Genomic DNA, 17631 nt, shown 5'->3' on the forward strand with positions numbered 1-17631 from the left:
AATTAAAATCACCGGCTGTTTTAAAAACTACCGGCGATTTAACATCTTTTATCGTGTTATATATAAGTATCCTGATTCATTAACTGTATCTCCTACTGCATTTACATATTCTAAAATCCAATAGTAGGTCCCTACAGGTAAATAATCATCTTGGCTAATAGTTGTTCTACCATTAGATAAACCTCTGAATTCATTGCCATCTACACCATAACGCTCTGCAGTGTACACCTCAATACCCCATCTGTTAAATATGGTTAAGGTATTATCAGGGAAGTTCTCAAGTCCTTGTATTCTAAAGCTATCATTACGGCCGTCTTGACCTATTGATATACCATTATTTACAATAAGACCTGCTGTCTGACTTAACACTGTAACAGTTGGATCATCAACATCTGTTGTTGGATCTTCTGGATCATCAGAAACATCTATCACTTCAACACCAAACGGTGCTAAAGCAACTGCTGTTGCAACGTTTACAATCTCTCCATTGGCTACATCCTCTTCGGTAATTATATAAACCGCAGTAAAATTAGCACTTTCACCAGGAAGTAACGTTACCGGATCACCTGCAACGATAACCATCGGGTCATCTACGTGAACATCCGTTAAAGTGACGTTTCCAGTGTTCATTACAACAAAAGTATAAATAATCTGATCACCTGCATTTGCAAAACCATCGGCATTAAAGTCCTGATAAGAAGCTGTTTTAGTGACGTTAAGACTAGGTAATTGGTCTATCAAAGTAATTGTAGGATCTTCTCCATCTCCATCTCCATCTGTATCTACATCTGTTGTATCCATTGGGTCATCAGACTGATCTACTACAATATCTCCAAGAGGATCTATTCCTTCTGCAAAAGCAATATTTATAACTTCTCCTGTGTCAATATCATCTTGTGTGATTGTATAACTACCTGTAAATACAACACTATCACCTACCATAAGCAATGCTACTGTATTTTCTTCTAGAATAATCATTTCATCAGAAACAACTACATCTGTAAGATCTACTGAACCATTGTTAGTTACCGTTAGTGTATAGTTTATTTGGTCTCCAGCATCAATAACACCATTTTCGTTAAGATCTACAATCTCACTAGACTTTGATAAATCAAGATTACCTGTTATATCATTATCTACGATAGTCACAGTTCCGCTTGGATCTGTATTGTCAGTATTACCACTAGTTACTGTTCCATTTACAGTGAAGATTTCATCCTCTTCATCAAGCTCATCATCTTCAATAGGAATCACAACCTCACCCGTAGTTTCTCCAGCAGGGATTATTACCGTTACAATTGTTTCTTCATAATCATTCTCTCCAGCTGTACCAGTCGTAGTTACTATCTCTATAACTGTATCCTCATCACTTGGGTTACTTAAGGTTACAGGAATGGTTACTGTACCAGCATCTTCATCTACGATCACATCTTCGATAGTCACTGTAGGCGCATCATCATTATCTACAATTGTAATTTCGCCTTGAGCGGTGTCATTATCTGTGTTACCACTAGTCACCGTTCCATTTACAGTGAAGATTTCATCATCCTCATCAATCTCATCATCTTCAATAGGAATCACAACTTCTCCAGCAGTTTCTCCAGCAGGGATTATTACCGTTACAATTGTTTCTTCATAATCATCCTCTCCAGCTGTACCCGTTGTAGTTACTATCTCTATAACAGTATCTTCATCACTTGGGTTACTTAGGGTTACAGGAATGGTTACTGTACCAGCATCTTCATCTACAATTACATCTTCGATAGTCACGATTGGAGCATCATCGTTATCGATAATGGTTACTGTTCCGCTAGGATCTGTATTGTCTGTATTGCCACTTGTTACCGTTCCGTCTACTGTAAAGATTTCATCACCCTCATCAAGTTCATCATCTTCAATAGGTATCACAACCTCACCCGTAGTTTCTCCAGCAGGGATTATAACCGTTACAATAGTCTCTTCATAATCATCCTCACCAGCAGTACCCGTTGTAGTTACTATCTCAATAACAGTATCCTCATCACTTGGGTTACTTAAGGTTACAGGAATGGTTACTGTACCAGCATCTTCATCTACTATCACATCTTCGATAGTCATTGTTGGAGCACCATCATTATCAGTAATGGTTACTGTTCCACTAGGATCTGTGTTTTCAGTGTTATCACTTGTTACCGTTCCGTCTACTGTAAAGATTTCATCACCCTCATCAAGTTCATCATCTTCAATAGGAATTACAACTTCTCCAGTAGTTTCTCCAGCAGGGATTATTACCGTTACAATTGTTTCTTCATAATCATCCTCTCCAGCAGTACCCGTTGTAGTTACTATTTCAATAACAGTATCCTCATCGCTTGGGTTACTTAAGGTTACAGGAATGGTTACTGTACCAGCATCTTCATCTACGATCACATCTTCGATAGTCACTGTAGGCGCATCATCGTTATCTACAATTGTAATTTCGCCTTGAGCGGTATCATTATCTGTGTTACCACTAGTTACCGTTCCATTTACAGTGAAGATTTCATCACCCTCATCAATCTCATCATCTTCGATAGGAATTACAACTTCTCCAGTAGTTTCTCCAGCAGGGATTATTACCGTTACAATTGTTTCTTCATAATCATCCTCTCCAGCAGTACCCGTTGTAGTTACTATTTCAATAACAGTATCCTCATCGCTTGGGTTACTTAAGGTTACAGGAATGGTTACTGTACCAGCATCTTCATCTACTATCACATCTTCGATAGTCACGGTTGGAGCACCATCATTATCTACAATTGTAATTTCGCCTTGAGCGGTATCATTATCTGTGTTACCACTAGTTACCGTTCCATTTACAGTGAAGATTTCATCCTCTTCATCAAGCTCATCATCTTCAATAGGAATTACAACTTCTCCAGTAGTTTCTCCAGCAGGGATTATTACCGTTACAATTGTTTCTTCATAATCATCCTCTCCAGCTGTACCAGTCGTAGTTACTATCTCTATAACAGTATCCTCATCACTTGGGTTACTTAAGGTTACAGGAATGGTTACTGTACCAGCATCTTCATCTACGATCACATCTTCGATAGTCACTGTAGGCTCATCATCATTATCTACAATTGTAATTTCGCCTTGAGCGGTGTCATTATCGGTGTTACCACTAGTCACCGTTCCATTTACAGTGAAGATTTCATCATCCTCATCAATCTCATCATCTTCGATAGGAATTACAACTTCTCCAGTAGTTTCTCCAGCAGGGATTATTACCGTTACAATTGTTTCTTCATAATCATCCTCTCCAGCAGTACCCGTTGTAGTTACTATTTCAATAACAGTATCCTCATCGCTTGGGTTACTTAAGGTTACAGGAATGGTTACTGTACCAGCATCTTCATCTACGATCACATCTTCGATAGTCACTGTAGGCGCATCATCGTTATCTACAATTGTAATTTCGCCTTGAGCGGTATCATTATCTGTGTTACCACTAGTTACCGTTCCATTTACAGTGAAGATTTCATCACCCTCATCAATCTCATCATCTTCGATAGGAATTACAACTTCTCCAGTAGTTTCTCCAGCAGGGATTATTACCGTTACAATTGTTTCTTCATAATCATCCTCTCCAGCAGTACCCGTTGTAGTTACTATTTCAATAACAGTATCCTCATCGCTTGGGTTACTTAAGGTTACAGGAATGGTTACTGTACCAGCATCTTCATCTACTATCACATCTTCGATAGTCACGGTTGGAGCACCATCATTATCTACAATTGTAATTTCGCCTTGAGCGGTATCATTATCTGTGTTACCACTAGTTACCGTTCCATTTACAGTGAAGATTTCATCCTCTTCATCAAGCTCATCATCTTCAATAGGAATTACAACTTCTCCAGTAGTTTCTCCAGCAGGGATTATTACCGTTACAATTGTTTCTTCATAATCATCCTCTCCAGCTGTACCAGTCGTAGTTACTATCTCTATAACAGTATCCTCATCACTTGGGTTACTTAAGGTTACAGGAATGGTTACTGTACCAGCATCTTCATCTACGATCACATCTTCGATAGTCACTGTAGGCTCATCATCATTATCTACAATTGTAATTTCGCCTTGAGCGGTGTCATTATCGGTGTTACCACTAGTCACCGTTCCATTTACAGTGAAGATTTCATCATCCTCATCAATCTCATCATCTTCGATAGGAATTACAACTTCTCCAGTAGTTTCTCCAGCAGGGATTATTACCGTTACAATTGTTTCTTCATAATCATCCTCTCCAGCAGTACCCGTTGTAGTTACTATCTCTATAACAGTATCCTCATCACTTGGGTTGCTTAAGGTTACAGGAATGGTTACTGTACCAGCATCTTCATCTACTATCACATCTTCGATAGTCACTGTTGGAGCATCGTCATTATCGATAATGGTTACAGTTCCGCTAGGATCTGTATTGTCAGTGTTACCACTTGTTACCGTCCCGTCTACTATGAAAATCTCATCTTCTTCATCTGTCGTGTCTTCTGTAATTGGAACTACAACTTCTCCTTCAGTCTCTCCTGCAGGAATCGTTATCGTTACAATTGTTTCTTCGTAATCATCCTCACCAGCAGTACCAGTCGTAGTTACTATCTCAATAACAGTATCCTCATCACTTGGGTTGCTTAAGGTTACAAGAACCGTTACCGTTCCAGCATCTTCATCTACTATCACATCTTCGATAGTCACGGTTGGAGCACCATCATTATCAGTAATGGTTACTGTTCCGCTAGGATCTGTATTGTCAGTGTTATCACTTGTTACCGTTCCGTCTACTGTAAAGATTTCATCACCCTCATCAAGTTCATCATCTTCAATAGGAATCACAACCTCACTCGTAGTTTCTCCAGCAGGGATAGTTACCGTTACAATTGTTTCTTCATAATCATCCTCACCAGCAGTACCAGTCGTAGTTACTATTTCAATAACAGTATCCTCATCACTTGGGTTGCTTAAGGTTACAGGAACCGTTACCGTTCCAGCATCTTCATCTACAATGACATCTTCGATAGTCACGGTTGGCGCATCGTCATTATCTACAATTGTAATTTCGCCTTGAGCGGTATCATTATCTGTGTTACCACTTGTTACCGTTCCGTCTACTGTGAAAATCTCATCTTCTTCATCGGTCGTGTCTTCTGTAATTGGAACTATAACTTCTCCTTCAGTCTCTCCTGCAGGAATGGTTACCGTTACAATAGTCTCTTCATAATCATCCTCTCCAGCTGTACCCGTCGTAGTTACTATTTCAATAACAGTATCCTCATCACTTGGGTTACTTAGAGTTACAGGAACCGTTGCAGTGCCAGCATCTTCATCTACAATTACATCTTCGATAGTCACGGTTGGAGCATCATCGTTATCGATAATGGTTACTGTTCCGCTAGGATCTGTATTATCAGTGTTGCCACTTGTTACCGTCCCGTCTACTGTGAAGATCTCATCTTCTTCATCGGTCGTGTCTTCTGTAATTGGAACTATAACTTCTCCTTCAGTCTCTCCTGCAGGAATGGTTACCGTTACAATAGTCTCTTCATAATCATCCTCTCCAGCTGTACCCGTCGTAGTTACTATTTCAATAACAGTATCCTCATCACTTGGGTTACTTAAGGTTACAGGAACCGTTGCAGTGCCAGCATCTTCATCTACGATCACATCTTCGATAGTCACGGTTGGAGCATCATCGTTATCGATAATGGTTACTGTTCCGCTAGGATCTATATTGTCAGTGTTACCACTTGTTACTGTTCCGTCTACTGTGAAAATCTCATCTTCTTCATCTGTCGTGTCTTCTGTAATTGGAACTACAACTTCTCCTTCAGTCTCTCCTGCAGGGATGGTTACCGTTACAATAGTTTCTTCATAATCATCCTCACCAGCAGTACCAGTCGTAGTTACTATTTCAATAACAGTATCTTCATCACTTGGGTTACTTAAGGTTACAGGAACCGTTACCGTTCCAGCATCTTCATCTACGATCACATCTTCGATAGTCACTGTAGGCGCATCATCGTTATCTACAATTGTAATTTCGCCTTGAGCGGTATCATTATCTGTGTTACCACTAGTTACCGTTCCATTTACAGTGAAGATTTCATCATCCTCATCAATCTCATCATCTTCGATAGGAATTACAACTTCTCCAGTAGTTTCTCCAGCAGGGATTATTACCGTTACAATTGTTTCCTCATAATCATCCTCTCCAGCAGTACCAGTCGTAGTTACTATTTCAATAACAGTATCCTCATCACTTGGGTTACTTAAGGTTACAGGAACCGTTACCGTTCCAGCATCTTCATCTACAATTACATCTTCGATAGTCACGGTTGGAGCATCATCGTTATCGATAATAGTTACTATTCCGCTAGGATCTGTATTGTCAGTGTTGCCACTTGTTACCGTTCCGTCTACTGTGAAAATCTCATCTTCTTCATCTGTCGTGTCTTCTGTAATTGGAACTATAACTTCTCCTTCAGTCTCTCCTGCAGGAATGGTTACCGTTACAATTGTTTCTTCATAATCATCCTCTCCAGCTGTACCCGTTGTAGTTACTATCTCTACAACAGTATCCTCATCACTTGGGTTACTTAAGGTTACAGGAACCGTTGCAGTTCCAGTATCTTCATCTACAATTACATCTTCGATAGTCACTGTAGGCGCACCATCGTTATCGATAATCGTTACCGTTCCGCTAGGATCTGTATTATCAGTGTTGCCACTTGTTACTGTTCCGTCTACTGTGAAGATTTCATCATCCTCATCAATCTCATCATCTTCGATAGGAATTACAACTTCTCCAGTAGTTTCTCCAGCAGGGATTATTACCGTTATAATTGTTTCTTCGTAATCATCCTCACCAGCAGTACCCGTTGTTGTTACTATCTCTATAACAGTATCCTCATCACTTGGGTTACTTAAGGTTACAGGAACCGTTACCGTTCCAGCATCTTCATCTACAATTACATCTTCGATAGTCACGGTTGGAGCATCATCGTTATCGATAATCGTTACCGTTCCGCTAGGATCTGTATTATCAGTGTTACCACTTGTTACTGTTCCGTCTACTGTTAAAATCTCATCTTCTTCATCTGTCGTGTCTTCTGTAATTGGAACTATAACTTCTCCTTCAGTCTCTCCTGCAGGGATGGTTACCGTTACAATAGTTTCTTCATAATCATCCTCACCAGCAGTACCCGTTGTAGTTACTATTTCAATAACAGTATCTTCATCACTTGGGTTACTTAAGGTTACAGGAACCGTTACCGTTCCAGCATCTTCATCTACAATTACATCTTCGATAGTCACGGTTGGAGCATCATCGTTATCGATAATCGTTACCGTTCCGCTAGGATCTGTATTGTCAGTGTTACCACTTGTTACTGTTCCGTCTACTGTAAAGATTTCATCACCCTCATCAATCTCATCATCATCAATAGGAAGTACAACCTCACCCATAGTTTCTCCTGCAGGAATGATTATGGTTACAATAGTCTCTTCATAATCATCCTCACCAGCAGTACCCGTTGTAGTTACTATTTCAATAACAGTATCTTCATCACTTGGGTTACTTAAGGTTACAGGAACCGTTGCAGTTCCAGCATCTTCATCTACAATTACATCTTCGATAGTCACTGTAGGCGCACCATCGTTATCGATAATCGTTACCGTTCCGCTAGGATCTGTATTATCAGTGTTGCCACTTGTTACCGTTCCGTCTACTGTGAAGATTTCATCTTCTTCATCTGTCGTGTCTTCTGTAATTGGAACTATAACTTCTCCTTCAGTCTCTCCAGCAGGAATGGTTACCGTTACAATAGTCTCTTCGTAATCATCCTCACCAGCTGTACCCGTCGTAGTTACTATCTCAATAACAGTATCTTCATCACTTGGGTTACTTAGGGTTACAGGAACCGTTACCGTTCCAGCATCTTCATCTACGATCACATCTTCGATAGTCACGGTTGGAGCATCATCGTTATCGATAATGGTTACTGTTCCACTAGGATCTGTATTATCAGTGTTACCACTTGTTACCGTTCCATCTACTGTGAAGATTTCATCTTCTTCATCTGTCGTGTCTTCTGTAATTGGAACTATAACTTCTCCTTCAGTCTCTCCTGCAGGGATGGTTACCGTTACAATAGTCTCTTCGTAATCATCCTCACCAGCTGTACCCGTCGTAGTTACTATCTCAATAACAGTATCTTCATCACTTGGGTTACTTAGGGTTACAGGAACCGTTACCGTTCCAGCATCTTCATCTACGATCACATCTTCGATAGTCACGGTTGGAGCATCATCGTTATCGATAATCGTTACTGTTCCACTAGGATCTGTATTATCAGTGTTACCACTTGTTACCGTTCCGTCTACTGTGAAGATTTCATCCTCTTCATCTGTCGTGTCTTCTGTAATTGGAACCATAACTTCTCCTTCAGTATCTCCTGCAGGAATGGTTACCGTTACAATTGTTTCTTCATAATCATCCTCACCAGCAGTACCAGTCGTAGTGACTATCTCAATAATAGTATCTTCATCACTTGGGTTACTTAAGGTTACAGGAACCGTTGCAGTTCCAGCATCTTCATCTACAATTACATCTTCGATAGTCACGGTTGGAGCATCATCATTATCGATAATGGTTACCGTTCCGCTAGGATCTGTATTGTCAGTGTTACCACTTGTTACCGTTCCGTCTACTGTGAAAATCTCATCCTCTTCATCTGTCGTGTCTTCTGTAATTGGAACTACAACTTCTCCTTCAGTCTCTCCTGCAGGAATCGTTATCGTTACAATTGTTTCTTCGTAATCATCCTCACCAGCAGTACCAGTCGTAGTGACTATTTCAATAACAGTATCCTCATCACTTGGGTTACTCAAGGTTACAGGAACCGTTGCCGTTCCAGCATCTTCGTCTACAATTATATCTTCGATAGTCACGGTTGTTGAATCGTCATTGGTAATTGTTCCAGTTCCTGTTGTGGCAGCAGGATCAATCGTACCGTTTGTAGTATTAGTAATCGTTACTTCAAATTCTTCATCTGATTCTACAACGTCATCACCATTTACCGTTACTGGGAATACAGCACTCGTCTCGCCAGCAGGGATCGTTACGGTTAACTCCGTTGGTGCTACATAATCTGTGTCACCAACCGTTCCTGTTCCATCAGCAACAGTGAAAGTTATTACTGTATCTGTATCGGCAGGAGCACTTAAGGTTACAGGGAAGTTCGCTACAACCGTAGTTCCATCATTTCCTTCTGTAACTGTTACATCGCCAATACTTACGACAGTAGCGTCGTCATTGGTAATTGTTCCAGTTCCTGTTGTGGCAGCAGGATCAATCGTACCATTAGTAGTATTAGTAATCGTTACTTCAAATTCTTCATCTGATTCTACAACATCATCGCCATTTACCGTTACTGGGAATACAGCACTCGTCTCTCCAGCAGGGATTGTTACAGTTAACTCCGTTGGTGCTACATAATCTGCGTCACCAACCGTTCCTGTTCCATCAGCAACGGTAAAAGTTACTACTGTATCTGTATCGGCAGGAGCACTTAAGGTTACAGGGAATTCAGCGACTACGGTAGTTCCATCATTTCCTTCTGTAACTGTTACATCGCCAATACTTACGACAGTAGCGTCGTCATTGGTAATTGTTCCAGTTCCTGTTGTGGCAGCAGGATCAATCGTACCATTAGTAGTATTAGTAATCGTTACTTCAAATTCTTCATCTGATTCTACAACATCATCGCCATTTACCGTTACTGGGAATACAGCACTCGTCTCTCCAGCAGGGATCGTTACGGTTAACTCCGTTGGTGCTACATAATCTGCATCACCAACCGTTCCTGTTCCATCAGCAACAGTGAAAGTTATTACTGTATCTGTATCGGCAGGAGCACTTAAGGTTACAGGGAATTCAGCGACTACGGTAGTTCCATCATTTCCTTCTGTAACTGTTACATCGCCAATACTTACGACAGTAGCGTCGTCATTGGTAATTGTTCCAGTTCCTGTTGTGGCAGCAGGATCAATCGTACCGTTTGTGGTATTAGTAATCGTTACTTCAAATTCTTCATCTGATTCTACAACATCATCGCCATTTACCGTTACTGGGAATACAGCACTCGTCTCTCCAGCAGGGATCGTTACGGTTAACTCCGTTGGTGCTACATAATCTGCATCACCAACCGTTCCTGTTCCATCAGCAACAGTGAAGGTTACTACTGTATCTGTATCGGCAGGAGCACTTAAGGTTACTGGGAATTCAGCTACCACAGTAGTTCCATCATTTCCTTCTGTAACTGTTACATCGCCAATACTTACGACAGTAGCGTCGTCATTGGTAATTGTTCCAGTTCCTGTTGTGGCAGCAGGATCAATCGTACCGTTTGTGGTATTAGTAATCGTTACTTCAAATTCTTCATCTGATTCTACAACATCATCGCCATTTACCGTTACTGGGAATACAGCACTCGTCTCTCCAGCAGGGATCGTTACGGTTAACTCCGTTGGTGCTACATAATCTGCATCACCAACCGTTCCTGTTCCATCAGCAACAGTGAAGGTTACTACTGTATCTGTATCGGCAGGAGCACTTAAGGTTACAGGGAATTCAGCTACCACAGTAGTTCCATCATTTCCTTCTGTAACTGTTACATCGCCGATGCTTACGACAGTAGCATCGTCATTGGTAATTGTTCCAGTTCCTGTTGTGGCAGCAGGATCTATGGTTCCATTGGTAGTGTTAGTAATCGTTACTTCAAATTCTTCATCTGATTCTACAACATCATCACCATTTACCGTTACTGGGAATACAGCACTCGTCTCTCCAGCAGGGATCGTTACGGTTAACTCCGTTGGTGCTACATAATCTGTATCACCAACCGTTCCTGTTCCATCAGCAACAGTGAAAGTTATTACTGTATCTGTATCGGCAGGAGCACTTAAGGTTACTGGGAATTCAGCTACAACCGTAGTTCCATCATTTCCTTCTGTTACTGTTACATCGCCGATGCTTACGACAGTAGCATCGTCATTGGTAATTGTTCCAGTTCCTGTTGTGGCAGCAGGATCAATCGTACCGTTGGTAGTGTTAGCAATCGTTACTTCAAATTCTTCATCTGATTCTACAACGTCATCACCATTTACCGTTACTGGGAATACAGCACTCGTCTCTCCAGCAGGGATCGTTACGGTTAACTCCGTTGGTGCTACATAATCTGCATCACCAACCGTTCCTGTTCCATCAGCAACGGTAAAAGTTACTACTGTATCTGTATCGGCAGGAGCACTTAAGGTTACTGGGAATTCAGCTACCACAGTAGTTCCATCATTTCCTTCTGTAACTGTTACATCCCCAATGCTTACGACAGTAGCATCGTCATTGGTAATTGTTCCAGTTCCTGTTGTGGCAGCAGGATCAATCGTACCGTTTGTGGTATTAGTAATCGTTACTTCAAATTCTTCATCTGATTCTACAACATCATCGCCATTTACCGTTACTGGGAATACAGCACTCGTCTCTCCAGCAGGGATCGTTACGGTTAACTCCGTTGGTGCTACATAATCTGCATCACCAACCGTTCCTGTTCCATCAGCAACAGTGAAGGTTACTACTGTATCTGTATCGGCAGGAGCACTTAAGGTTACTGGGAATTCAGCTACCACCGTAGTTCCATCATTTCCTTCTGTAACTGTTACATCGCCAATACTTACGACAGTAGCGTCGTCATTGGTAATTGTTCCAGTTCCTGTTGTGGCAGCAGGATCAATCGTACCATTAGTAGTATTAGTAATCGTTACTTCAAATTCTTCATCTGATTCTACAACATCATCGCCATTTACCGTTACTGGGAATACAGCACTCGTCTCTCCAGCAGGGATCGTTACGGTTAACTCCGTTGGTGCTACATAATCTGCATCACCAACCGTTCCTGTTCCATCAGCAACAGTGAAGGTTACTACTGTATCTGTATCGGCAGGAGCACTTAAGGTTACTGGGAATTCAGCTACCACAGTAGTTCCATCATTTCCTTCTGTAACTGTTACATCGCCAATACTTACGACAGTAGCGTCGTCATTGGTAATTGTTCCAGTTCCTGTTGTGGCAGCAGGATCAATCGTACCGTTTGTGGTATTAGTAATCGTTACTTCAAATTCTTCATCTGATTCTACAACATCATCGCCATTTACCGTTACTGGGAATACAGCACTCGTCTCTCCAGCAGGGATCGTTACGGTTAACTCCGTTGGTGCTACATAATCTGCATCACCAACCGTTCCTGTTCCATCAGCAACAGTGAAGGTTACTACTGTATCTGTATCGGCAGGAGCACTTAAGGTTACAGGGAATTCAGCTACCACAGTAGTTCCATCATTTCCTTCTGTAACTGTTACATCGCCAATACTTACGACAGTAGCGTCGTCATTGGTAATTGTTCCAGTTCCTGTTGTGGCAGCAGGATCAATCGTACCGTTTGTGGTATTAGTAATCGTTACTTCAAATTCTTCATCTGATTCTACAACATCATCGCCATTTACCGTTACTGGGAATACAGCACTCGTCTCTCCAGCAGGGATCGTTACGGTTAACTCCGTTGGTGCTACATAATCTGTATCACCAACCGTTCCTGTTCCATCAGCAACAGTGAAAGTTATTACTGTATCTGTATCGGCAGGAGCACTTAAGGTTACAGGGAAGTTCGCTACAACCGTAGTTCCATCATTTCCTTCTGTTACTGTTACATCGCCGATGCTTACGACAGTAGCATCGTCATTGGTAATTGTTCCAGTTCCTGTTGTGGCAGCAGGATCAATCGTACCGTTGGTAGTGTTAGCAATCGTTACTTCAAATTCTTCATCTGATTCTACAACGTCATCACCATTTACCGTTACTGGGAATACAGCACTCGTCTCTCCAGCAGGGATCGTTACGGTCAACTCCGTTGGTGCTACATAATCTGCATCACCAACCGTTCCTGTTCCATCAGCAACGGTAAAAGTTACTACTGTATCTGTATCGGCAGGAGCACTTAAGGTTACTGGGAATTCAGCTACCACAGTAGTTCCATCATTTCCTTCTGTAACTGTTACATCCCCAATGCTTACGACAGTAGCATCGTCATTGGTAATTGTTCCCACTCCAGTGTTTGCCGCTGAATTAATTGTTCCGCTAGATACACTAGCTATACTAACCGAAAATTGCTCATTATTTTCAACTTTATCGTCTCCATTAACGGTTACCGGAAATACTCCACTTGTTTGACCAGCAGGAATCGTTACTGTTAATACTGTCGGTGCTACATAATCTGCATCACCAACCGTTCCTGTTCCATCAGCAACAGTGAAAGTTACTACTGTATCTGTATCGGCAGGAGCACTTAAGGTTACAGGGAATTCAGCGACTACGGTAGTTCCATCATTTCCTTCTGTAACTGTTACATCGCCAATACTTACGACAGTAGCATCGTCATTGGTAATTGTTCCAGTTCCTGTTGTGGCAGCAGGATCAATCGTACCATTAGTAGTATTAGTAATCGTTACTTCAAATTCTTCATCTGATTCTACAACATCATCGCCATTTACCGTTACTGGGAATACAGCACTCGTCTCTCCAGCAGGGATTGTTACAGTTAACTCCGTTGGTGCTACATAATCTGCGTCACCAACCGTTCCTGTTCCATCAGCAACGGTAAAAGTTACTACTGTATCTGTATCGGCAGGAGCACTTAAGGTTACAGGGAATTCAGCGACTACGGTAGTTCCATCATTTCCTTCTGTAACTGTTACATCGCCAATACTTACGACAGTAGCATCGTCATTGGTAATTGTTCCAGTTCCTGTTGTGGCAGCAGGATCAATCGTACCATTAGTAGTATTAGTAATCGTTACTTCAAATTCTTCATCTGATTCTACAACATCATCGCCATTTACCGTTACTGGGAATACAGCACTCGTCTCTCCAGCAGGGATCGTTACGGTTAACTCCGTTGGTGCTACATAATCTGCATCACCAACCGTTCCTGTTCCATCAGCAACAGTGAAGGTTACTACTGTATCTGTATCGGCAGGAGCACTTAAGGTTACTGGGAATTCAGCGACTACGGTAGTTCCATCATTTCCTTCTGTAACTGTTACATCGCCAATACTTACGACAGTAGCGTCGTCATTGGTAATTGTTCCAGTTCCTGTTGTGGCAGCAGGATCAATCGTACCATTAGTAGTATTAGTAATCGTTACTTCAAATTCTTCATCTGATTCTACAACATCATCGCCATTTACCGTTACTGGGAATACAGCACTCGTCTCTCCAGCAGGGATCGTTACGGTTAACTCCGTTGGTGCTACATAATCTGCATCACCAACCGTTCCTGTTCCATCAGCAACAGTGAAGGTTACTACTGTATCTGTATCGGCAGGAGCACTTAAGGTTACTGGGAATTCAGCTACCACAGTAGTTCCATCATTTCCTTCTGTAACTGTTACATCGCCAATACTTACGACAGTAGCGTCGTCATTGGTAATTGTTCCAGTTCCTGTTGTGGCAGCAGGATCAATCGTACCGTTTGTGGTATTAGTAATCGTTACTTCAAATTCTTCATCTGATTCTACAACATCATCGCCATTTACCGTTACTGGGAATACAGCACTCGTCTCTCCAGCAGGGATCGTTACGGTTAACTCCGTTGGTGCTACATAATCTGCATCACCAACCGTTCCTGTTCCATCAGCAACAGTGAAGGTTACTACTGTATCTGTATCGGCAGGAGCACTTAAGGTTACAGGGAATTCAGCTACCACAGTAGTTCCATCATTTCCTTCTGTAACTGTTACATCGCCAATACTTACGACAGTAGCGTCGTCATTGGTAATTGTTCCAGTTCCTGTTGTGGCAGCAGGATCAATCGTACCATTAGTAGTATTAGTAATCGTTACTTCAAATTCTTCATCTGATTCTACAACATCATCGCCATTTACCGTTACTGGGAATACAGCACTCGTCTCTCCAGCAGGGATCGTTACGGTTAACTCCGTTGGTGCTACATAATCTGCATCACCAACCGTTCCTGTTCCATCAGCAACAGTGAAAGTTACTACTGTATCTGTATCGGCAGGAGCACTTAAGGTTACTGGGAATTCAGCTACCACCGTAGTTCCATCATTTCCTTCTGTAACTGTTACATCGCCAATACTTACGACAGTAGCGTCGTCATTGGTAATTGTTCCAGTTCCTGTTGTGGCAGCAGGATCAATCGTACCGTTTGTGGTATTAGTAATCGTTACTTCAAATTCTTCATCTGATTCTACAACATCATCGCCATTTACCGTTACTGGGAATACAGCACTCGTCTCTCCAGCAGGGATCGTTACGGTTAACTCCGTTGGTGCTACATAATCTGCATCACCAACCGTTCCTGTTCCATCAGCAACAGTGAAGGTTACTACTGTATCTGTATCGGCAGGAGCACTTAAGGTTACAGGGAATTCAGCTACCACAGTAGTTCCATCATTTCCTTCTGTAACTGTTACATCGCCGATGCTTACGACAGTAGCATCGTCATTGGTAATTGTTCCAGTTCCTGTTGTGGCAGCAGGATCTATGGTTCCATTGGTAGTGTTAGTAATCGTTACTTCAAATTCTTCATCTGATTCTACAACATCATCACCATTTACCGTTACTGGGAATACAGCACTCGTCTCTCCAGCAGGGATCGTTACGGTTAACTCCGTTGGTGCTACATAATCTGTATCACCAACCGTTCCTGTTCCATCAGCAACAGTGAAAGTTATTACTGTATCTGTATCGGCAGGAGCACTTAAGGTTACAGGGAAGTTCGCTACAACCGTAGTTCCATCATTTCCTTCTGTTACTGTTACATCGCCGATGCTTACGACAGTAGCATCGTCATTGGTAATTGTTCCAGTTCCTGTTGTGGCAGCAGGATCAATCGTACCGTTGGTAGTGTTAGCAATCGTTACTTCAAATTCTTCATCTGATTCTACAACGTCATCACCATTTACCGTTACTGGGAATACAGCACTCGTCTCTCCAGCAGGGATCGTTACGGTCAACTCCGTTGGTGCTACATAATCTGCATCACCAACCGTTCCTGTTCCATCAGCAACGGTAAAAGTTACTACTGTATCTGTATCGGCAGGAGCACTTAAGGTTACTGGGAATTCAGCTACCACAGTAGTTCCATCATTTCCTTCTGTAACTGTTACATCCCCAATAGAAACAGTGATCGTATCAAAAAAATCATTTTCCTGAGAAGATTCTAGACCAGTGATTGATGTATTAATTACATTATCATTAGCACCATCTACATCACTAGTAGAAGTAATACCTGTTGGGTCAACCTCAGTAATTGTAAAGTTTCCATTACCAGGTACTGTGAAACTGTATTGGCCATTTGAATCAGTAACAGTAGTTTGTGTTGAATCACCAGTAAGATTAATTGTCACACCCTGTCTCGGAACGTTATCAACGAAAACCTGACCACATATTATTGGATCAGTAAGAAGAACAGCCTCTTCTGGAGAATAAACAACATCTTCAAATAACAAAGAAAACTGTCTGTCTTCAAAACCAAGACCACCATTATAACCATCTTTACTTATAGTATACTCAATAGATGAAAATGAATTATAGTAACCTGTAAACGAATATGAATCATCTACATTTATACCGTTTACAATTCCAGAACCATTAGACTCACCAATAATCTGGTTTGCAGTTTCAATGATTATCAATTCAGAATCTGCACCATTTGTAAAGTATGCATCAGGAAGTTCCAGTTTCACCCTCTCCTTATCACCTGGCTGATTACTGTCTAAATCCAATGCTGTCAAGTATATTGACACTGTTTGACTAATATTTGTATCTGCAAGAACAAAGTTCAATGTAAATACAACCTCCTGACCATCAACACCTGGATCTCCATCAATCACTGGTTGAAATGCTCGATCAAAACCACCAACAAGTGCTGTTGAAGCATCAAGATTATCTATGCTACTTATTCCTGCACCATTAACGAATGCATCTACCGAAATTAAACAATCTATCCCTGGAGCTACATCGTTAAATCTAAACACATCATTGACTTCTACCGCATTGGGATCGCCAGATTCAGATTCTACTGTCATATTTGCACCGACAAAATTTGCGCTGTTTAAAACAATAGGGTCGTCATCACACGATCTAGGTGTAGATTGTGCTTGTATATTTTGACCAAACAGAAAAACACAAACAGGAATCAGAAAGTATTTTAAACTTTTTGAAACTTGATCAAGAGTAACTTTTTTCATAAACTATTAAAAGTGAAAGACAAGCTTTCGGGTTTGATTATCAATTAAGAGGGTGTAATTTAAAAACCAAAACAAATGTAGATTACGGAGATATAATGAACTTTACCAGCCAAACAACTAGCAGATTATCCGATAAACCGAGAAATTATATCGACATACTACACAAGTAAAATTTTTGTTAAAACAAAATTACACCGAAAACACAGTATATCTTATTTAACAAAATTTAACATTTTAAAAAAGGTCAAAAAAAATTTATTAACGCCCCGAAAGATACGTAAACAAAGGCAT

General features: G+C 41.2%; 1 protein-coding gene. It reads right to left on the bottom strand.

The window, feature by feature from the left end; genetic code table 11:
- Nucleotides 1–48 precede the first annotated feature (48 nt).
- Nucleotides 49–17340, bottom strand: a complete 17292-nt coding sequence (locus ABVM49_RS03425; RefSeq protein ID WP_405203050.1) for a Calx-beta domain-containing protein — start codon at nucleotides 17338–17340, stop codon at nucleotides 49–51.
- Nucleotides 17341–17631 lie beyond the last annotated feature (291 nt).

It is taken from the genome of Dokdonia sp. LLG6352-1, assembly GCF_045055815.1.
Taxonomy (GTDB): Bacteria; Bacteroidota; Bacteroidia; order Flavobacteriales; family Flavobacteriaceae; genus Dokdonia; species Dokdonia donghaensis.

Coding starts and splice junctions, on each gene's coding strand:
- ABVM49_RS03425 (WP_405203050.1), bottom strand. CDS start 17,340: ATGAAAAAAGTTACTCTTGATCAAGTTTCAAAAAGTTTAAAATACTTT.